General features: G+C 70.8%; 17 protein-coding genes and 1 riboswitch. Of the genes, 12 read left to right on the top strand and 5 right to left on the bottom strand.

Annotated elements, in window-relative coordinates:
- The first annotated feature begins 151 nt into the window (after nt 1-151).
- Together mfd and CP978_RS14545 are read left to right on the top strand one after the other, a co-directional pair.
- Nucleotides 152-3,691: a transcription-repair coupling factor gene (mfd, locus tag CP978_RS14550; RefSeq protein ID WP_043440975.1), complete on the top strand. Its 3,540-nt coding sequence runs from the start codon at nt 152-154 to the stop codon at nt 3,689-3,691.
- A 183-nt stretch (nt 3,692-3,874) separates the two neighbouring features.
- Entirely contained in the window at nt 3,875-4,603 is a 729-nt protein-coding gene (locus CP978_RS14545) for an HNH endonuclease family protein (protein WP_043440972.1), read from the top strand.
- Nucleotides 4,604-4,624: 21 nt separating this feature from the next.
- On the opposite strand, the gene CP978_RS14540 is transcribed toward CP978_RS14545, so the two are convergent.
- Both CP978_RS14540 and CP978_RS14535 read right to left on the bottom strand, forming a co-directional pair.
- Nucleotides 4,625-4,825: a DUF397 domain-containing protein gene (locus CP978_RS14540; RefSeq protein WP_043448621.1), complete on the bottom strand. Its 201-nt coding sequence runs from the start codon at nt 4,823-4,825 to the stop codon at nt 4,625-4,627.
- Between the two features lie 8 nt (nt 4,826-4,833).
- Nucleotides 4,834-5,685, bottom strand: a complete 852-nt coding sequence (locus CP978_RS14535; protein ID WP_043440969.1) for a helix-turn-helix domain-containing protein — start codon at nt 5,683-5,685, stop codon at nt 4,834-4,836.
- 209 nt (nt 5,686-5,894) lie between these two features.
- On the opposite strand from CP978_RS14535, the gene CP978_RS14530 reads away from it, so the two are divergent.
- Nucleotides 5,895-6,317, top strand: a complete 423-nt coding sequence (locus CP978_RS14530; RefSeq protein ID WP_043440967.1) for an ATP-binding protein — start codon at nt 5,895-5,897, stop codon at nt 6,315-6,317.
- An 87-nt stretch (nt 6,318-6,404) separates the two neighbouring features.
- Here CP978_RS14530 and CP978_RS14525 read toward each other — a convergent pair whose 3' ends face one another.
- Both CP978_RS14525 and CP978_RS14520 read right to left on the bottom strand, forming a co-directional pair.
- Nucleotides 6,405-7,136, bottom strand: coding sequence for a hypothetical protein (locus tag CP978_RS14525; protein ID WP_043440963.1), 732 nt, complete (start codon nt 7,134-7,136; stop codon nt 6,405-6,407).
- A 95-nt stretch (nt 7,137-7,231) separates the two neighbouring features.
- Nucleotides 7,232-7,930 (bottom strand): Rv1352/Rv1906c domain-containing protein, encoded by a 699-nt coding sequence (locus CP978_RS14520; protein WP_043440959.1) that lies wholly within the window; start codon nt 7,928-7,930, stop codon nt 7,232-7,234.
- A 245-nt stretch (nt 7,931-8,175) separates the two neighbouring features.
- Between CP978_RS14520 and CP978_RS14515 the strand changes: the two genes are divergently transcribed.
- From CP978_RS14515 to CP978_RS14500, 4 genes are all read left to right on the top strand, one after another.
- Nucleotides 8,176-10,218: an N-6 DNA methylase gene (locus CP978_RS14515; RefSeq protein WP_150478223.1), complete on the top strand. Its 2,043-nt coding sequence runs from the start codon at nt 8,176-8,178 to the stop codon at nt 10,216-10,218.
- Between the two features lie 162 nt (nt 10,219-10,380).
- A complete protein-coding gene (locus tag CP978_RS14510; protein WP_043440955.1) occupies nt 10,381-10,968 on the top strand; it encodes a hypothetical protein in 588 nt (195 codons plus the stop codon).
- Between the two features lie 17 nt (nt 10,969-10,985).
- On the top strand, nt 10,986-12,488 hold the full coding sequence (locus tag CP978_RS14505) for a serine/threonine-protein kinase (RefSeq protein WP_174498723.1): 1,503 nt from the start codon (nt 10,986-10,988) through the stop codon (nt 12,486-12,488).
- A gap of 176 nt (nt 12,489-12,664) precedes the next feature.
- Entirely contained in the window at nt 12,665-13,492 is an 828-nt protein-coding gene (locus CP978_RS14500; RefSeq protein WP_043440950.1) for a glycoside hydrolase domain-containing protein, read from the top strand.
- A 359-nt stretch (nt 13,493-13,851) separates the two neighbouring features.
- On the opposite strand, the gene CP978_RS14495 is transcribed toward CP978_RS14500, so the two are convergent.
- Nucleotides 13,852-14,067: a hypothetical protein gene (locus CP978_RS14495; protein ID WP_144401452.1), complete on the bottom strand. Its 216-nt coding sequence runs from the start codon at nt 14,065-14,067 to the stop codon at nt 13,852-13,854.
- A gap of 662 nt (nt 14,068-14,729) precedes the next feature.
- On the opposite strand from CP978_RS14495, the gene CP978_RS14490 reads away from it, so the two are divergent.
- The 5 genes from CP978_RS14490 to CP978_RS14470 all read left to right on the top strand — a co-directional run bounded on the left by CP978_RS14490 (nt 14,730) and on the right by CP978_RS14470 (nt 19,759).
- Entirely contained in the window at nt 14,730-14,993 is a 264-nt protein-coding gene (locus tag CP978_RS14490) for a hypothetical protein (RefSeq protein WP_144401451.1), read from the top strand.
- Between the two features lie 342 nt (nt 14,994-15,335).
- Complete coding sequence (locus CP978_RS14485; protein ID WP_043440946.1) at nt 15,336-15,986, top strand: SurA N-terminal domain-containing protein; 651 nt, start codon at nt 15,336-15,338, stop codon at nt 15,984-15,986.
- A gap of 164 nt (nt 15,987-16,150) precedes the next feature.
- Complete coding sequence (locus tag CP978_RS14480) at nt 16,151-17,176, top strand: nucleoside triphosphate pyrophosphohydrolase (protein ID WP_052454122.1); 1,026 nt, start codon at nt 16,151-16,153, stop codon at nt 17,174-17,176.
- 96 nt (nt 17,177-17,272) lie between these two features.
- A complete protein-coding gene (locus tag CP978_RS14475) occupies nt 17,273-18,589 on the top strand; it encodes a cytochrome P450 family protein (RefSeq protein WP_052454121.1) in 1,317 nt (438 codons plus the stop codon).
- Between the two features lie 177 nt (nt 18,590-18,766).
- Nucleotides 18,767-19,759 (top strand): LysM peptidoglycan-binding domain-containing protein, encoded by a 993-nt coding sequence (locus CP978_RS14470; protein ID WP_043440942.1) that lies wholly within the window; start codon nt 18,767-18,769, stop codon nt 19,757-19,759.
- 199 nt (nt 19,760-19,958) lie between these two features.
- Nucleotides 19,959-20,126, top strand: a riboswitch (cyclic di-AMP (ydaO/yuaA leader).
- Nucleotides 20,127-20,128: the final 2 nt, after the last annotated feature.

Here is a 20,128-nt window from a genome sequence, read left to right as displayed (position 1 = left end):
GCGGACCCGGGGGTGGCGGGCGGGTGGCCGCGCGATGTCCGGGGCCCCGGCGGACGCGGGAGCAGCGTCGTACGCTGGACACCCCGGCCCGGATGCTCGAAACCTTGCGGCCGGGTGTTCGTGTTGCCCACCCGGGACGGGAAACCCCTTCATGAGCCTGCACGGTCTGCTCGACGCCGTCGTCAAGGACGCCGCACTCGCGGAAGCGGTGAAGGCCGCCACCGACGGCAACCGGACGCATGTCGACCTGGTCGGTCCCCCCGCGGCGCGCCCCTTCACCGTGGCCGCGCTGGCCCGGGACGCGGGCAGGCCCGTACTCGCCGTGACCGCGACGGGACGCGAGGCCGAGGACCTCGCCGCCGCGCTGCGTTCCCTGCTGCCGCCCGAGGGCATCGTGGAGTACCCCTCCTGGGAGACCCTCCCGCACGAGCGGCTGAGCCCGCGCAGCGACACCGTCGGCCGCCGTCTCGCCGTCCTCAGGCGCCTGGCCCACCCGAACGCCGACGACCCCGAGACCGGCCCGGTCTCCGTGGTCGTCGCCCCGGTGCGTTCCGTGCTCCAGCCCCAGGTCAAGGGGTTGGGCGAGCTGGAGCCGGTCGCGCTGCGCACGGGCGAGCGGGCCGATCTCCAGGACACCGTGGAGGCGCTGGCCGCCGCCGCGTACGCGCGGGTGGAACTGGTCGAGAAGCGCGGCGAGTTCGCCGTGCGCGGCGGCATCCTGGACGTCTTCCCGCCCACCGAGGAACACCCCCTGCGCATCGAGTTCTGGGGCGACGACGTCGAGGAGATCCGCTACTTCAAGGTCGCCGACCAGCGCTCCCTGGAGATCGCCGAGCACGGCCTGTGGGCGCCCCCGTGCCGCGAGCTGCTGCTCACCGACGAGGTACGGCGCCGGGCCGCCGCCCTGGCCGAGGAACACCCCGAGCTGGGCGGACTGCTCGGCAAGATCGCCGAGGGCATCGCCGTCGAGGGCATGGAGTCGCTGGCCCCGGTCCTGGTCGACGACATGGAGCTGCTGCTCGATGTGCTGCCCGCGGGCGCCATGGCCGTCGTCTGCGACCCGGAGCGGGTGCGGACCCGGGCCACGGACCTGGTGGCGACCAGCCAGGAGTTCCTCCAGGCGTCCTGGGCGGCCACCGCGGGCGGCGGGGACGCCCCGATCGATGTCGGCGCGGCCTCCCTGTGGCCCCTCGCCGACGTCCGGGACCGGGCCCGTGAGCTGGGCATGCTCTGGTGGTCGGTGTCGCCGTTCGCGGTGGACGACGAACTGGACGCCCTGGACGGGGACACCCTCAAGCTCGGTATGCACGCCCCGGAGACCTACCGCGGCGACACCGCGAAGGCGCTCGCCGACACCAAGGGCTGGCTCGCCGACGGCTGGCGCACGGTGTTCGTCACGGAGGGCCACGGACCGGCCTCCCGCACCGTCGAGGTGCTGGGCAGCGAGGGCATCGCGGCCCGCCTCGACACCGACCTCGGACAGCTGGCCCCTTCGGTGGTGCAGGTGGCGTGCGGCTCGATCGAGTACGGCTTCGTGGACCCGGGGCTCAGGATCGCCGTCCTCACCGAGACCGATCTGTCCGGCCAGCGGTCGGCAGGCCGTGACGGCGCCCGGATGCCGGCCCGCCGGCGCAAGACGATCGACCCGCTGACCCTGGAGTCCGGCGACTACATCGTGCACGAGCAGCACGGTGTGGGCCGCTACATCGAGATGGTGCAGCGCACCGTGCAGGGCGCGACCCGCGAGTATCTGGTGGTGGAGTACGCCCCCGCCAAGCGCGGCCAGCCCGGCGACCGCCTCTACATCCCCACCGACCAGCTGGAGCAGATCACCAAGTACGTCGGCGGCGAGGCCCCGACCCTGCACCGGCTGGGCGGCGCCGACTGGACCAAGACCAAGGCGCGTGCCAAGAAGGCGGTCAAGGAGATCGCCGCGGATCTGATCAAGCTGTACAGCGCGCGGATGGCGGCGCCCGGCCACACCTTCGGCGCGGACACGCCCTGGCAGCGGGAGCTGGAGGACGCGTTCCCCTACGCGGAGACGCCCGACCAGCTGACCACGATCGCCGAGGTCAAGGAAGACATGGAGAAGTCGGTCCCGATGGACCGTCTGATCTGTGGTGACGTCGGCTACGGCAAGACGGAGATCGCGGTCCGGGCCGCCTTCAAGGCGGTGCAGGACGGCAAGCAGGTCGCGGTGCTGGTGCCCACCACCCTGCTGGTGCAGCAGCACTTCGGCACCTTCAGCGAGCGCTACTCCCAGTTCCCGGTGAATGTGCGGGCGCTGTCCCGTTTCCAGACGGACACCGAGGCGAAGGCGGTCCTGGAGGGGCTGCGGGAGGGCTCGGTGGATGTCGTCATCGGCACCCACCGGCTGTTCTCCTCGGAGACCAAGTTCAAGGACCTGGGCCTGGTCATCGTCGACGAGGAGCAGCGGTTCGGCGTCGAGCACAAGGAGCAGCTGAAGAAGCTGCGCGCCAATGTCGATGTGCTCACCATGTCGGCGACCCCGATCCCGCGCACCCTGGAGATGGCGGTGACGGGCATCCGCGAGATGTCCACCATCACGACCCCGCCGGAGGAGCGGCACCCGGTGCTGACCTTTGTGGGGCCCTACGAGGAGAAGCAGATCGGCGCCGCCATCCGCCGCGAACTGCTGCGCGAGGGGCAGGTCTTCTACATCCACAACCGGGTGGAGTCGATCGACCGGGCCGCGGCCCGGCTGCGGGAGATCGTCCCGGAGGCGCGGATCGCCACGGCCCACGGCCAGATGTCGGAGCAGACGCTGGAACAGGTGGTCGTCGACTTCTGGGAGAACCGGTACGACGTCCTGGTCTCCACGACGATCGTCGAGTCCGGCATCGACATCTCGAACGCCAACACGCTGATCGTGGAGCGCGGCGACAACTTCGGCCTCTCCCAGCTGCACCAGCTGCGCGGACGCGTGGGCCGCGGCCGGGAGCGCGGCTACGCCTACTTCCTGTACCCGCCGGAGAAGCCGCTCACCGAGACCGCCCACGAACGCCTGGCGACCATCGCCCAGCACACCGAGATGGGCGCGGGCATGTATGTCGCGATGAAGGACCTGGAGATCCGCGGCGCGGGCAATCTGCTCGGCGGCGAGCAGTCGGGCCATATCGCGGGCGTGGGCTTCGACCTGTATGTGCGGATGGTCGGCGAGGCGGTCGCGGACTACCGTGCCTCGCTGGAGGGCGGGGTGGAGGAGGAACCGCCGCTCGAGGTCAAGATCGAGCTCCCGGTCGACGCCCATGTCCCGCACGACTACGCGCCCGGCGAGCGGCTGCGCCTCCAGGCCTACCGTGCGATCGCCTCCGTCAACACGGAGGAGGACATCAAGGCCGTACGGGAGGAGCTGGCCGACCGCTACGGCAAGCTCCCGGAGCCGGTGGAGAACCTGCTGCTGGTGGCCGGTCTGCGGATGCTCGCCCGGGCCTGCGGGGTCGGCGAGATCGTCCTTCAGGGCACCAACATCCGCTTCGCCCCGGTGGAGCTGCGGGAGTCCCAGGAGCTGCGGCTCAAGCGGCTCTACCCGGGCACGGTCCTCAAGCCGGCGCTCCACCAGGTCCTGGTGCCCCGCCCCAAGACCGCGAAGGTGGGCGGCAAGCCCCTGGTCGGCCGCGAACTGCTCGGCTGGGTGGGGGAGTTCCTCACCACGATTCTGGGCTCCTGACCGGTTCTCCGGGCTGACGCGGCCGGGCTCTCCCTCAGGTGCCCGGTTCGCGCTCGGCGTACACCCTCTGACCTGGGACAGTGGTGTGCACATGACCCTTTGCCAGCTACCGTGAGCGCAGCAGAAGTTCACCCGTAAGGGTGCGGTGCACGACCGGTGAGGGCAAGGGGAGGACAGAGCGTCATGCGTCTGAGGGGTGGGATCGCCGCCGCTGTTGTGGTGCTGGTCGCCGTGAGCGGCTGCACGACCGGAACGACGGGGTCCTCGGGCTCGGAGAGGACGACGGGCCCGCGGGAGTCGTCGACGGGGAGCGCCGCCCTCGCCGCGCTCGACTCGCTGAGCGTCAAGAAGCGGGCCTCGACGACCGGTTACAGCCGGGACCGGTTCGGCAGCGCCTGGGCGGACACCGATTCGAACGGCTGCGACACCCGTGACGACATACTCAAGCGGGACCTGAAGGACGTGAAGTTCACCGACGGCAGCTGCAAGGTCGCCTCGGGAGTGCTCTCACCGGACCCGTACAGCGCCGAGGACGTCACCTATGCGCGTGGCCGCAGCCTGGTGGACATCGACCATCTCATCGCCCTCTCGGACGCCTGGCAGAAGGGCGCCCAGGACTGGGACCCCAGCAAGCGGATAGCCCTCGCCAACGACCCGCTCAATCTGCTCGCGGTGGGCGCGACCCCCAACCGCAGCAAGGGTGACGGCGACGCGTCGACCTGGCTCCCGTCGAACAAGCCGTACCGCTGCACCTATGTCGCCGCGCAGGTCGCGGTGAAGCAGAAGTACGAGCTCTGGGTGACGACCGAGGAGAAGGCGGCGATGAAGGAGGTCCTGTCGACCTGCCCCGACCAGGCGCTCCCCTCCGGCGGCAACCCCACGAAGGCCCCGGACCGCTTCCACGCCCGCTGAGCCCACCCCGCGTCGAAGCCCTCAGGATGCGCCCGGGGCGCGGTTCTTGAGGGCTTCGACGAAGACACCGAACGCTTCCGCGGGGAAGGTGAGGGTGGCCCTGGCGGGGGCCTTTGAGTCGCGGACGGCTATGTGGGGGTCCAGGCTCGCTATCTCTACGCAGTCGTTGCCCTCGCCGCCACCGGAATAGGACGACTTCCTCCATCGGGCGGGGGTGGTCATGCTGCTCCTCACAGTTCCTTGGCCAACTCGTGGATGAGGTCACGTGATTGCTCCGGGGGGAGCGACGCCGCCTTCACCCTACGGAAGAGCATTCGAAAATGCTCCAGTTGGGCTGCTGAGTCGACGAAGGCCGTCCCGTGCGGTGCGTCGCGTACGACGGTGTCCAGACGGGGAACGGCTCCGCCCAGGTACACCATGGTGCTTCCGGCGCCCGCGAAGTCGTCCAGTGCGAAGGGGATGACCCGGACGGTCACATGGCCGGCCTCGGACATGTCGAGGATGCGTGCCAGTTGAGCCCTGGTGGCGGCGCGTCCGGCCACACTGATGCGCAGTGCCGCCTCGTGGATCACGGTCTCGTAGGACATCGGGGTCGGGCCCTCGACGACAACCTTCCGCTTCATGCGGTGATCCACCCGCAGCTGCACCTCTGTCTCCGGGAACTCCGGGTTCATATAGGCGAAGAGCGCGCGGGCGTACTCCTCCGTCTGGAACAGCCCTGGCACGTGCAGGACGGCCACGTCGTGACGAAAGGTGGCGTGGTGATCGAGTTCGGCGAGATCGCAGTAAGCGGCCGGGAGAACGCCTCGGTACTCCTCCCACCAGCCCTGGGTGCGATCGGTGGCCATGTCCACCAGGGCGTCGACCAGATCTCCGTCGGAGCAGGCGTAGTTCGCGGCCAGTCGGCGGAGCCGCTTTTCACTGACGCCCGTGAGACCGGCCTCGATCTGGCTGATCTGTGGAGGGCTTACCCCGAGCAGGGCCGCGGCGTCACGTGCGGTGAGTCCCGCCTCGTCGCGGAGCCTGCGTAGCTCCGCGGCCAGCCGCAACTGACGTGCCGTCGGCTCATGCCTCAGCGCCATGGCATCCCCCTTCCAACGCGCCCCTGGACGCAACTCGTTCGTGGGGGAGACTACGCGACCGCCTTGCCAGACTTAAACATGTAGGTCTACGTTCGGTAGCGCGACGCACACGCAACGGAACCCCGGGGCACCGGAACCGCACCGCTTCGTCCTGCCGTGACGGCGTCGCCCTTGCACCGATTCCCCCACTCAGCGAGCGGAGTTCACCCATGCCTGAAACCGGTCCCGTGTCCAGTGAGCCCTGGGAATACTGCCTCTACATCCCCAACGACCCCCGTGCCGTCACCGTCAGCCGCCGTACTCTTCGGCTGATCCTCACCCTGCATGGGCTGATCCGGCTGGTCGACGTGGCCGAGTTGCTGGCGGCCGAGTTGGTCTCCAATGCCGTACGGCACACCAAGGGGCCCGCCGCGCTGCGGTTGCGCTGGGCCTCGGGGGTGCTGCGGATCGGGGCGTGGGACGCGGACCCCGCGCCGCCGGAGCCGCCGGTGCCGTGGGAGCGGTCCGTCGACCTGGAGGACGGGCGGGGGCTCGCGCTGGTCAAGGCCTGTGCCGACCTGTGGGGGTGGCAGCCGCTGTCCCGGGAGGGCAACCGGGGCAAGGTCGTCTGGTGCGAACTGGCCGCCGGGTGACCGAGGGTACGAACGGAGCGGGCGGCACCGGGTGCGCCGGACCGCCCCCTCCGACGGTCCGGATCACGCGGTGCCACCCGCCTGGTATCAGTCGCCCAGCTTGTCCAGGTCGATGACCTTGCCCTTGGGCGCGTCGACGGGCACCGGCTTGCCGAAGTCGGTGAAGGTGATCGCGACGGGGTCCTTCTTGGAGTCGCTGGTGACCTTCAGGAGGTAGGGCTTGCCCTCGGTGGCGACATACGCCGTGTAGTTCTCCTTGCCGTCCTTCTCGTGCAGGACGATCGCCGGAACTCCGCCGACCTTCGTCGCCGCGCCGCGCTTGGCGTCCGTGCTGCCCTCGTCGGTCCCGGCCAGTACCGTGTCGAGATCGCAGAACCCCGCCATGTCCTCGGCGTCCTTGCCCGTGGCGGCCGTCTTGGTCCACTTCCCGGCCATGAAGGACACCACCGCGTCGGTCTCCTCCTTGGAGTCGCCCTCGCCCTGCGCGCGCAGGAACTCCTCGTCGTACTTCATGTAGAGGGTGTCGCTGGTCTTGATCAGCTCGGCCTTGCCGGTTCCGCCCATGCTGATGGTTCCGGCGCACTGGCCCTTCTTGTCCAGGGCCATGTCGATCTGGATCGTGCCGCCGGTGTCGTCGTCCTGGACGTCCCCCTTCATGCGCAGCGACGGTGCGCCGGTGGTGGCCTTCATGGCGCGTTCGGCGATCTCGCTTCCGGAGAGCCCGGCGAACGGCCCCTCGGGCTTCTTGTCGGCACAGCCGGTGAGTCCGGCCGTGGCCGCGGCGGCGAGGCAGAGGGCGGCAAATGCGGTGCGACGCATGGGAGTTCCTTGAGGGTGATGTGACACGCGATGCGATGAGAGGGTGCCGGGGCGGGGCGGCGCGGTGAGCCGCCCCGGCCGGGACCCGGCGGGCGTCAGGAGGACTTCGTCCAGTCCTTGCAGCCCGTGGTCTTGAAGTAGGCGTCACCGGCGGCGACCGTGACGACGGCGGTCCCGGTGACGTTGTCGTTGGCCGCGATGGACTCCAGGGAGTGCAGGGCGTCCTTGGTGCGTTCCCAGTAGCACCCGTCGTCCTTGTTGCCGGCGGACTTGTAGGTGCCGGGGGCGATGTCGACGCCGACCCGGAGCATCCCCGCGTCGCCGCCGATCTTCCGGGTGTCGGGCGCCCCGGACGGCTTCCCCTCGACGGTCTCCCAGCCCTTGCAGTCGTTCGTCTTGAAGAGCTTGTCGCTGGCCTTGACGGTCACATAACTGGTGCCGGTGACATTGTCGTTGGCGAGGATCGACTCGAACTCGCCCGAGGCGTCCTTGGCGCGCTCCCAGTAGCAGCCGTCGGAGTTGCCGGTCGTCTTGTAGGTGCCGGGCTGGATGTCCTTGCCGACCACATAGCTGCCGTCGCCGTCGAACGCCGGGGCCTTGCCTTCCTTGTCCTTGGCGCCGGCCCCGCCCTTGTCGCCGGACCCCGGTCCGGAGTGCTGTCCGGAGGGCGCGGAGCCCTTGTCGGCCGTGTCGGTCCTGCCGTCCTTGCCGTCGCCGCCCCCCGCGGTGGACACCGCCCCGATCACGACGACCCCGACCACCGCACCCAGCGCGATCTTGCCCTTGATGCCCATGACAGTCCCCTCCCCCCGCGATCCGCCGCTGTCCCGACGGATCGCTCGTTCGATGGGTTAATAAGACCAGAGCTTGTGAACCGAGTCAACACGATTCACGTCTCAAGTCCTATGCACACGCGTGAAGGGGGAGATATTGCGTGCATCGGTATGCTCGATGCCACACGGAAGGTGCGGAGCGTGTGCGGGGAACCGGGACGACGCCGCACCGTCAAGGGCCGCACGGGGCAGAGGGGAGCCGGTGGGTGGAGGACAACGGGACAGAGGTGACCGCCGCCGGTATCGCCCGGCTCGCGGGGGTCGGCCGGGCCGCCGTCAGCAACTGGCGCCGCCGCCACCCCGACTTCCCCCGGCCGGTCGGCGGCACCGAGACCAGCCCCTCCTTCGCGCTCACCGAGGTGGAGGACTGGCTGCGCCGCCAGGGCAAGCTCGCCGAGGTGCCGCTGCGGGAGCGGGTGTGGCAGCAGCTGGCCGGCCATCCGGAGGGGCCCCTGACGGCGCTCGTCCAGGCGGGCTGTGTCCTGGTGCTCGTGCATGACCGGCCCGGCGCCTGGAAGGAGGCGAGCGACGGATCCGACGCGCACCTCGTCGAACTGCTGCCCACCGCCCTCGAACAGGTGCTCGCGGTCCGATTCGGCGCGCCCGTCGTGCCCGTCCCGGACGCCGAACGGCTCCGGGCATCGGCCCCGCTGCTGCGCGGCGTCGCCGAACTCGCCGCCGAACTCGGCGCCCCGGGGGCGTACGAGTTCCTCCTCGGCCGGCACCTCGACGCCAACCCCCGCCAGTACACGCTCACCCCGGGCGGTCCCGCGGCCCTGATGGCCGACCTCGCGGGACCCGCCCGCACCGTCCTCGACCCGGCCTGCGGCACCGGCGCCCTGCTGCGCGCCGCCGCCCCCGTCCCCGACCAGCGGCTGCACGGCCAGGACAGTGACCCCGGACTGGCCGCCCTCACCGCGCTGCGCCTCGCCCTGCACACCGGGGCGGCCGTGCGCACCGCAGCCGGGGACAGCCTCAGGGCGGACGCGTTCGACACCCTCAGGGCCGATGTGGTGCTGTGCCACCCGCCGTTCAACGAACGCAACTGGGGTCATGACGAACTCGCCTACGACCCCCGCTGGGAGTACGGCTTCCCGGCCCGCACGGAATCCGAACTCGCCTGGGTGCAGCATGCGCTGGCCCGCCTCAGGGACGGCGGCACGGCCGTCCTGCTGATGCCGCCCGCCGCCGCTTCCCGGCGCTCCGGCCGCCGCATCCGGGCCGATCTGCTGCGCCGCGGCGCCCTGCGCGCCGTGATCGCCCTGCCGGCCGGCGCGGCACCCCCGTACAACATCCCCCTGCATCTGTGGGTGCTGCGCCGCCCCGAACGGGCGCCCGCGCACCCGGAGCTGCTGGTCGCGGACGGCGGCGCGGCCGTCGCCGAGGCCCGGGGCGGCCCGGACTGGGCGTCCGTGCGCACCGCGGTCCTCGACGCCTGGCGCCCGTTCGCGCGCGGCGGCAGCACCCCGGAGGTGCCGGGCGTGAGCCGCTCCGTACCCGTCATCGAACTGCTCGACGACGATGTGGATCTGGCCCCAGCCCGTCATCTCCCGCCGCCCGCGGCGGGCGGCGGCGCCGAGGAGCTCACGGCCCTCAGCGCCCGCCTCGGCGAGACCCTCCGCCGCACCGCCGAGCTCTCCCCGCCCTTCCCCGCGCCCTCGTCCGGTGGCGCCCCTCTCGGCACCGCCGAGCCGGCCCGCTGGTCGCTCACCACCGTCGGCGAACTCGCCCGCGGGGGTGCCCTGGTGATGCGTACCGGAGGGAACGGCCCGTCCGCGCGGGTGCTCACCGACCATGACGTCCTGGCCGGCTCCCCGCCGTCCGGGACGCTGCCCGCGGTCGGGGAGGAACCGGTGCTCGTGGAGGAGGGCGACGTGGTCGTGCCCGTCCTCGGCGGCGGTGCCGTCGCACGGGTGATCGACCGGGCGACCGCCGGAGCCGCCCTGGGGCGCAACCTCACCCTGCTGCGCCCCGACCCGGCCGCGCTCGACCCCTGGTTCCTCGCCGGCTTCCTGCGCGGCACCGCCAACAACCGCCAGGCCAGCAGCTACGCCTCCACCGCGACCCGGCTCGATGTGCGCCGCCTCCAACTGCCCCGGCTCCCCCTGGACCGGCAACGCCGCTACGGCGAACGCTTCCGGGCGCTCGCCTCGTTCGAGGAGGCGCTGCGCCTCGCCGGCCGCCTCGGGGAACAGCTCGTCCGCGGCCTGTACGACGGACTGACGGACGGCACGGTCGCACCGGACTGACCGGCCCGGGCGCTGTCGCGCACCGCACCCGCGACAGCGCCCCGCCCGCACCGTTCGACCGGGGACACAACGGTTCCGCGCAACCCGTGACCATGTGTCCGAGGAGGGCTATACGCTCGGACTTCGACCTTCGTCCGTCCTCACCACGGTCCAGGAGCAGCCATGTACGGCCACGGCGCGCAGCCGCCCACCCGCACTTCGGGCACGGTCATCTTCCTGCGCGTACTGATCGCCGCCGTCGGCATCCTCAGCTGCGGAATGCTCGCCTGCCTCCCGCTGTGCCGGGTGGCCATGCTGCGCGGAAAGGCGAGGGACTGGGTAATGGCCGCGGTCAGCCTGCCGCTGTCCATCGCCTGTCTCGCCGCCGTCGGCGAGCTCCCGGAGGACGACCTCTGGAGCGACATCGCGCTGTGCGGGCTCCTGCTGCTCGCCGCGTACAGCACGGTCTACTTCCTGGTCGTCGACATAACCCAGCACCGCGCCGCACCGCCCGCCGGTCCGACGCCGTCGCAGGCCACGGCCTATGCGCCGCCGAGCTATCCGGCCCCCGCGCCGCCGCAGCCGGGCTACGGCTACCCGCCCGCGCAGCCGTACGCCGTCACCCATTCCACGCCGGTGCCGCCGGCCCCGTACAACCCGGTCCCGCCGCCCCCGCAGCCGCCGCATCCCGCCCCCGCGCGCATCGACCAGGTCCGGGCCGAACTCGACGAGCTCAGCGACTACCTCCGCAAGCATGAGGACGGCCGGTGACCATGGCGACCGGACGCATGGTCGCCGGACGCTACGAACTGTCCACGATCATCGGCCAGGGCGGCATGGGCCAGGTGTGGACGGGGTACGACCAGCGCCTGGACCGGCGGGTGGCCGTCAAGCTGCTGCGCCCGGACAAGGTGGCCGGCCAGGAGGCCGACGAACTGCGCCGCCGCTTCGTGCGGGAGTGCCGGGTGACCGCGCGGGTCGACCACCCCGGGCTGGTCACGGTGCACGACGCGGGCAGCGAGGGCGAGGAGCTGTTCCTCGTGATGCAGTACGTCGACGGGGCCGACCTCGCCGACCACCTCGCCGAGCACGACCCCTATCCCTGGCAGTGGTCGGTGGCCGTCGCCGCGCAGCTGTGCGCCGTGCTGTCGGCCGTGCACGCCGTGCCGATCGTGCACCGGGACCTCAAGCCCCGGAATGTGATGGTCAAACAGGACGGCACGGTCACCGTCCTCGACCTCGGTGTGGCCTCGGTGATGGACACGGACACCACCCGCCTCACCCACACCGGCTCCCCCATCGGCTCACCCGCCTATATGGCGCCCGAGCAGGCCATGGGCGGCGCGGTCGGCCCGTACACCGACCTCTACGCCCTCGGGGTGCTGCTGCACGAACTCCTCAGCGGGCAGGTGCCTTTCACCGGAACCACCGCCCTCGGCGTGCTGCACCGCCACCTCTACGAGCCGCCCGTCCCGGTACGCCAACTGCGCCCCGAGGTGCCCGAGGCGCTCGAAGCGCTCGTGCTGCGCCTGCTCGCCAAGGACCCGCAGCATCGTCCGGCCTCGGCCCAGGAGACCTACGAGCAGCTGCTCCCGCTCCTCCCTGGGCGCGGTATGCCCACCGGCGCCCCCCTAGACCCCACCCGCCCCTTCCTCCGTCCGCACGCCCCGTGGCCGGACCGGGCCCGCGTCCCGGCCCCCCGTCCGCAGCCGGCCACGGCGGTCGGGAGACCCGATGTCGCGGCGGCCGTGGACGAGGTCAAACGGCTGCTTGGGGAGGGCCGTGTCACCCAGGCCGTGGACATCCTGGGCGCCATCCTTCCGGCCGCCGCCGCCCAGCACGGCGAGCACTCACCGGTCGTCCGCACGCTGCGCAAGCAGTACGCGGCCACCCTCATGGACGACGGCCAGTACCGCAGAGCCCTGCCCGAACTCCGCCGCCTCGCCGACGAACGCGCCACCGAGTCGGGCCAGGCCGATCCCCAGTCCCTGCGGTTCCGCTACGATGCCGCCCAGTGTCTGGAGCAGCTCGGGGAACCGGCGGCGGCACTCGCGGAGTACCGGGCCCTGCTGCCGTACTACGAGAACCAATATGTGTCGGGGGATCCGGAGATCGCCCTAGAGGTCCGGCGCCGCATCGGCCATCTGCTGCTCGCCCTGGGCGACCGTCCGGCCGCCCAGGACACCCTGGTGCGGCTCCTGCACGATGTGGAACGCCTGCGCGGGCCCGGTCATCCGCTGGCCGCGGACATCCGCCGGACCCTGCAGTGGCTGGGGCAGGTGCACGTCTGAGACGCCTGCCCGGCACCAGGGCGGGGCGCTCGGGTTTGCGGTGACTTGAGGGAAACTTGTGCGGTCCGAGGGGGTTCGTTTTCCGGCCGCAGAGACGCCGTCCCATAGGTTTCCTGCGCTTGCGTCCCATACGAAGTTCACATACGAAGATCGCACGATCAGGGGTGGGGTAATTCATGTCGGGCCATCGACAGTCCAAGAAGCGCAGATACATCGTCTGGGGGGTCACCGGGGTCGCCGTGGTCGCGGGGGCCGGGATCGCCGCCCAGACCTCCATGGCGGCCACCACCTGGCCCGCCCAGAAGACCTTCACCGGGCGTGCCTTCGACGCCTGCACCGCGCCGTCGCTCGCCGCGATGAAGGCCTGGAACACCGGCTTCTACGGCGCCGCCGCCGTCTATGTCGGCGGCAAGAACCGCGGGTGCGCCCAGCCCAACCTCACCGCCTCCTGGGTGAAGTCGGTCAGCGCCCAGGGCTGGAAGCTCATACCGCTCTACGTCGGCGCCCAGCCGCCCTGCCAGACCAGCGCCAACCCCGAGCGGCTCACCGCCGCGACCGCGGCCTCGCTCGGCGCGAGCGACGCCAAGGACGCGGTGGCCAAGGCCTCCGCGCTCGGCATGAAGGCCGGCAGCGCGATCTACCTCGACATGGAGCCGTACGACACCGCCGACAAGGCGTGCAACGACGCGGTGCTGACCTATGTGCGGGCCTTCACCAAGGGGCTGCGCGACAAGACCTACCGGGCCGGCTACTACGGCTTCACCAGCTCCAGCGCCAAGGCCGTCGCCACCGCGACCAACAAGACCGACCTGCCGGGCAACCTCTGGTACGCGCTGTGGGACGGGAAGAACACCACGACCTCGGACTGGCCGTGGGGCAAGACCCAGTACACCGACCACAGCCGCGCCCATCAGTACATGGTCAACAGCAAGGAGACCCGCGGCGGTTACACGATCACCGTGGACCGCGACGCCTGGGACGCGCCGGTGGCCATCACCGGCTGAGCGGGTCCCGGGGGCCGCGGTACGGCCCGCCACCGGGTGGCGCCAGGCGCGTATCCCTGTGTTGAGAATGAATGGGACAAGGGCGCCCATGGTGAGGCTCAGGGCGTCGAAGCCGGAAATGTGACCGAGACGCACGCGCACCAGGGAGACGATCCCCCACGCGAGCAGCAGTGGTGAAAAGACCAGGGCACGTTTCCGTTCCGGAGTGTGGTACTCGACCCGGGCGGCCTCGCGGGCTTCCTCATCGCCGGACGACATATTGGTCCTCGCCTTCCAAAACGGGGGTGCCGCACGCATCTTGTGCGTGCGGCACCCCCGTACGTGTTCCCTGGTCGGTTCGGGTGCTCAGGTGGGTGTGGTCAGCTTCTGAAGAGGATGAATGAGAAGACGACCCAGGCCACGATGCCGCCCGCCGTGGTCCAATTCACCCACTGTGGCGGTTCGTATTCCTTGTCGGGAACGTTCTCGCCCGCCGCTTTTCGGCGGTTGAGTTCCTTGCGTCTACCGCGCGGAAAGAACAGTGGGAACGATATGGCGGCGACAGTGCCGCCGAGCATGAATAGCAGCGCGTCCATCGACTCGCCTCTGGCGCGCCCCAGGGCGAGTCCGCTGCCGAGTGCGGGAAGCATCCAGAGCAGGAGCGACCGTTGTTTCCAGTCGGCAGTGAGTGCGATGTAGCAGCTATCGATCGCTTTACAGCAATCGCATGAATGGAGTCCGCAGAAAGAAGGTCATCTCTGCCCATTCGAAAAGGCAAATGCTAAGGACGGCCTTTGCGGAAGCGTCAGAAGCGCTCCAATCCCCCGAGGGCCGCTTCAATGCGCCCCGCTTACTATTCTCACGGAGCTCTACGCCCAACCCCTTAGGCGTAAAGGTGACGCCCAGGCCGCACATGGATACATGCCTACGCGCGCGACGCAACGACGAAGAAACGTTGATGCTGAAGCGATCTCCGTCCAATGTCCCAGAAGTTCCACGCTTAAGTATCTTCTGCGAGATCACCCCGGGAGCCCCGAAGTCACCGATTTCCATAGTGCGCCCACCGGAGAGGATCAGGCTCCAACGCTCGTGTCGCTCTGCTGACGAAATTATGTCTCGGCGCGAAGACGGAGCTCGCATCAGCACAACTTTGCCCAGCGGCGTCGTCGCTTCGCCGTACATCCCTTCCTCTTCGGAAGGGTTTCTCCATTTGCTGAGCGTAACGCTCCTCTTTATCTCCATTTATTCCGCCCTTCGCGTGAGACTTCGGAGTCGGGTATGCGTACTCGGCCTAGGCCCGAACGGCGAGGGACTCGGGTCCCTGGCCGGCCGTATCCAGGTCGGCAAGAGCTGGACAGCCGCCAACCGTCCGCTCTACACCGCCGTCCCTGACGTGCGCGGAGACGGCCAGCCGGGCCTGTGGGCCACCGGAAACAACGGTGATCTGTACACCTACGCCGACATCCGTGGCGCGGGCACGGTTATCGGCACGGGACTCCAAGGCTTCCGTTCGTTGAACTGACCCAGGCCCGTCCCGCCCGCGAGGCGAGCACGGCCCCGACGGTCATGGAGCCCTCCATGATTCACGATCCCCGGGGTACCGTGCTCGCCTCTCCATCTTCTTCATGGCCGTGGCGTCGGCGTGCGTCCCGTCTGATTGAGGGGGCACGTCGCGGCGCCACCGTGGACCGCGACGCCTGGGACGCGCCGGTGGCCATCACCGGCTGAGCGGGCCCGGGGTGCGACGGTGCCCGAAGTCGACGGGAATCGTTGGTCGAATGGGTTGGCCAGAGCCTGGCCACTGCCTACTATCGATCACCGCAAGACTTTGTGCACCGCCGCACAATCTCCTCGGGAGGCCACCTTGCACCGCCGTCGTACCGCGATCGCCCTCAGCGCCGCCCTGGTCGCGGCCCCCCTCCTCACCGCGTGCGGCGGCGCCCCGCATGCCGGTGCCGCGGCCGTCGTGGGCGGCGAGCGGATCACGGTCTCCCAGCTGGAGGGCCGTGTGAACGAGGTGCGCGTCGCCCAGCGCGCCGCCGCCCCGGACGAGGCCCAGTACGAGCAGACGGTCTCCCGGACCAGCAGCCTCACCCGGGACACCCTTCACACCATGGTCCTCGACCGGGTCCTGGACCGGGCCGCCAAGGACGCGGGGGTGAGCGTCTCCCGCGGCGATGTCGCCGAGATGCGCAGCGGCCTGGAAGCCCAGGCCGGCGGCCCCAAGGCCCTGCAGTCGGCGTGGCTGATGCAGTACGGGGTGGCCCCCAAACGCCTCGACGCCAGCCTCCGCACGGAGGTCAGGGCGCAGAAGCTGGCGGTCGCGCTCGGCATCGACATGAACACCACCGAGGGCAAGACCACGTTCTGGAAGGCGATGTCCCAGGCCTCCAAGGACCTGCATATCGACCTCAACCCGCGCTACGGCGCCTGGGACGTGGAGAAGAGCAGCCGGGTGGACGGGAAGACGCCCTGGATCCAGGAGGCCACGGCGGAGCCGCAGCAGCCGGCGTAGCGGGGGCATGGCGGGGACGGGGCTGCAGGGCCCGTTCCACCGGCCCCGGGCCGGGCTTTTCCCGGGTCGGCCCGTGGCCCTGCTCCGGACTGTTCATCGGACTGAGCTGCCGGGCCTGTGGACAATCTCCGGGTCACCTCCGCGGCGTGCGTTACGTTCGAATCGTGAACACCACCAGCCCCCGCGAGGACGGTCCGTACGGGACCGACGACGCCCCTGACCCTGCCCCCGGCCGGGTCGTCCTGCTCACCACCAGCCACCGGGTCGCGCCCGGCCTGCTGTCCTGGCCCGCATGGCAGGCGCTGCGCGCGGCCGACCGGGTCCTGTGCGCGGACGGCGCCCACCCCCAGCTGCCCTATCTGCGGGAGGCCGGCACCGCCGTGGAGGAGGCCGCCCCCACCGCCCAGGAGCTGGTCGACGCCTGCGCGGGCGGGCGGACGGTGGTCGTCGTGGCGACCGGCGAGGGCGAGCCGCACCTCACCGACGGACTGGCCCGGCTGGCGGGCTCCGGCCGCGTCCGGATGCCCGAGCTGGAGCTGCTCCCCGCGTCGTACGACCTGCCCGGGGCCCGCCTGCTCGATCTGGTCCAGGTCATGGACCGCATCCGCGCCGAGTGCCCCTGGTCCTCGCGCCAGACCCATGAGGGCCTGGCCAAGTACGGCATCGAGGAGGCGTACGAACTGGTCGAGGCGATCGAGACGGGCGACCGCGAAGAACTGCGCGAGGAACTGGGCGACGTCCTGCTCCAGGTCGTCTTCCACTCCCGGATAGCCGAGGACGACCCGGACACCCCCTTCTCCATCGACGACGTGGCGGGCGGCATCGTCGCCAAGCTGATCCATCGCCACCCGCATGTCTTCGGCGACGAGACCGCGACGACGCCCGAGGAGGTCAAGGAGCACTGGCTGCGCACCAAGGCGGTGGAGAAGCAGCGCACCTCGGTGACCGAGGGGGTGCCCCTGGGCCAGCCGGGGCTCGCCCTGGCCGCCAAGCTCTCCTCCCGCGTCCGCACCGCCGGCCTGGACGTCCCGCTCCCGAAGGGCGAGGACATCGGCTACGAACTCCTGGCGATGGCGGCACACGCGGAGGCGGAAGGAGTCGACCCGGAGGCCGCCCTGCGCGCCGCGGCACGCGCCTACCGGGACGCGATCCGCACCGCGGAGGCCACCGGCCGGCAACCCACCGGCTGAGCGGCGGCCGGGCACCGGGCCGAGGAGCGTGGCGCCCGGCGTCTGGTCCGGCCGGCGCGGGGGCGTGGGGCGGCGCCGCTCGGATACCGTCGGGGAGTGAACGGCCAGCCCCAGACCCCCGGCACCGCCCCCGTGCCCCCCGAACTCTTCACCTGGGAGTTCGCGAGCGACCCCTACCCCGCCTACGCCTGGCTCCGCGAGCACGCGCCCGTGCACCGGACGCGGCTGCCCAGCGGTGTGGAGGCCTGGCTGGTCACCCGGTACGCCGACGCCAAGCAGGCCCTTGCCGACCAGCGGCTCAGCAAGAACCCGGCGCATCATGACGAGCCCGCACACGCCAAGGGCAAGACCGGCATCCCCGGTGAGCGCAAGGCCGAGCTGATGACCCATCTGCTCAACATCGATCCGCCGGACCACACCCGGCTGCGCCGACTCGTCTCCAAGGCCTTCACACCCCGGCGGGTCGCCGAATTCGCCCCGCGCGTGCAGGAACTGACCGACCGGCTGATCGACGGCTTCGCCGGGCGGGGCAGTGCCGACCTCATCCATGAGTTCGCCTTCCCGCTCCCCATCTACGCCATCTGCGACCTGCTCGGCGTCCCGCGCGAGGACCAGGACGACTTCCGCGACTGGGCCGGGATGATGATCCGGCACGGCGGAGGGCCGAGGGGCGGGGTCGCCCGGTCCGTCAAGAAGATGCGCGGCTATCTCGCCGACCTCATCCACCGCAAGCGCCAGGCCCTGTCCGAGGAGCCCGGACCCGGCGAGGACCTCATCTCCGGGCTCATCCGGGCCTCCGACCACGGCGAGCACCTCACCGAGAACGAGGCCGCCGCCATGGCCTTCATCCTGCTCTTCGCCGGGTTCGAGACCACCGTCAACCTCATCGGCAACGGCACCTACGCCCTGCTCACCCACCCCGGTCAGCGGGCCCGTCTCCAGGACTCCCTGGCCCGCGGGGAACGCGGACTGCTGGAAACCGGGATCGAGGAACTCCTGCGCTACGACGGCCCGGTGGAACTGGCCACCTGGCGCTTCGCCACCGAGCCGCTCACCGTCGGCGGGCAGCGGATCGCCGCCGGGGATCCGGTGCTCGTCGTGCTCGCGGCCGCCGACCGGGACCCCGAGCGGTTCGCCGACCCCGATGTGCTCGATCTCACCCGTCGTGACAACCAGCATCTGGGATACGGCCACGGCATCCACTACTGCCTCGGCGCCCCGCTGGCCCGGCTGGAGGGACAGTCGGCGCTCGGCACCCTCCTCACCCGTCTCCCGGACCTCCGCCTTGCGGTGGATTCGGCCGATCTGCGCTGGCGCGGTGGGTTGATCATGCGTGGATTGCGTACGCTTCCCGTGGAGTTCACACCGGTTCCGGGGAAAGGTCGCAGAGAATCCCCGGAATCCACCGGATGAAAAGGTGAACCCGCCGACGGCCGGGAAAACATGACAGCTCCTCAGCTTCGTGATCCCGACGTGATCTGCGCTGCATTGACTTGTGACAAGCGACCGACTGCCAATAGATTCACGCAGCAACGCGGTGGTCGCCACAACCGCCGCGCCGACCATTGCTGTCGTGCGAAAGGCAAGCGCATGCTCTCCGGGAACGGCCGTCATCGTCGCCCCCGTCAGGCTCCGGCCGTTCTTGTCGCGGCGGGGGTGACCGGATCGGCGATCGCGATCCCGCTCCTGGGCGCCACCGGCGCGAGCGCGGCCACCGGTGCCACCTGGGACCAGGTCGCGCAGTGCGAGAGCGGCGGCGCCTGGAGCGCCGACACCGGCAACGGCCGCTACGGCGGCCTCCAGATGACGCAGGGGGAATGGGAGTCCCACGGCGGCCTCGACTACGCCTCCAGCCCCGACCGCGCGAGCCGCTCGCAGCAGATCGCCGTCGCCGAGAAGATCCTCGACGAGCGCGGCGCCTCCTCCTGGGCCTCCTGCGGCTTGGTCTCCGGCCTGGAGCAGGACTCCGGCTCCGCGGGCGTCGACACGGGTCTGGCGAGAGACGCGTCCGGCGCTCCCTCCTCCGGTTCCGGCGTGGTGGGCTTCGGACTGTCCGAGTCGCCCGACAGGGTCACTCCGGTCACCCCGGCACCCTCTTCGTCCCCCTCGTCGGAGGCGACCGCCGACTCCGAAGGGAGCGACGCCGGTGCCGGCGCCTCCCAGGAGTCCACCGCCCCGTCCGACCAGAAGAGCGGCAGCGCCGACGAAGGCGACAAGTCGGGCAAATCCCAGGAGCAGGGCGCCCCTTCGGGTGAGGAGGTCGACGACGCCTCCGGCGGCGGACGGCACCGCGGTGGCAGCGCCGAAGAGACCGCCGTGGACGGACGCGACGACGACACGACGGGCCGGCACGCCTCGCGCAGCTCCGACACCGCGCGGGACGCCGGGGCCGACGCCGAGGCCGGCACCTACATCGTCCGCGCCGGGGACAGCCTGGCGGGCATCGCCCACTCGCTCGGCGTCAAGGGCGGATGGTCCGCGCTGTACGACGGGAACAAGCAGACGGTCGGCACCGACCCCGACCACATCGTCCCCGGTCAGAACCTTGCGGTCGACGATGGACAGTCGGCGGACCAGCACTGAACTGAGTCCCGGACGGGGGCACTTAGTGCCCCGTTTCCTTCATCGATGTCCGTTTTGGCGAGGGTGAGAGATGGGTCTCAAAGGCCCTGATCGTCTTTGGAAATCGGCGGATCGGCTGCTTACGGTCATGTCCGCTCGCCACCGCGGGCCCCGACGGTCGCAACGCCGAATCCTGCCAGCGGCCGTACGGGAACAGTCGTCGCGCCATGCGCCGCAGGCAGGAGCGGGGGACCCAAGGTAAGTGCCGCGCCCGGGAGTTGACCGGGAACGGCTTGGGGTGGAGCCGCGCGTCCAGGGGACGCGCGGCCGGGCAACTCAACCGGCCCGAACCCGACAGCTCACCTCGCAGGCGTCGGTGAGGGGATCGAA

This window comes from Streptomyces nodosus, assembly GCF_008704995.1.
GTDB classification, from domain to species: Bacteria; Actinomycetota; Actinomycetes; order Streptomycetales; family Streptomycetaceae; genus Streptomyces; species Streptomyces nodosus.
This window is presented reverse-complemented; position numbering and strand designations above follow the sequence as displayed.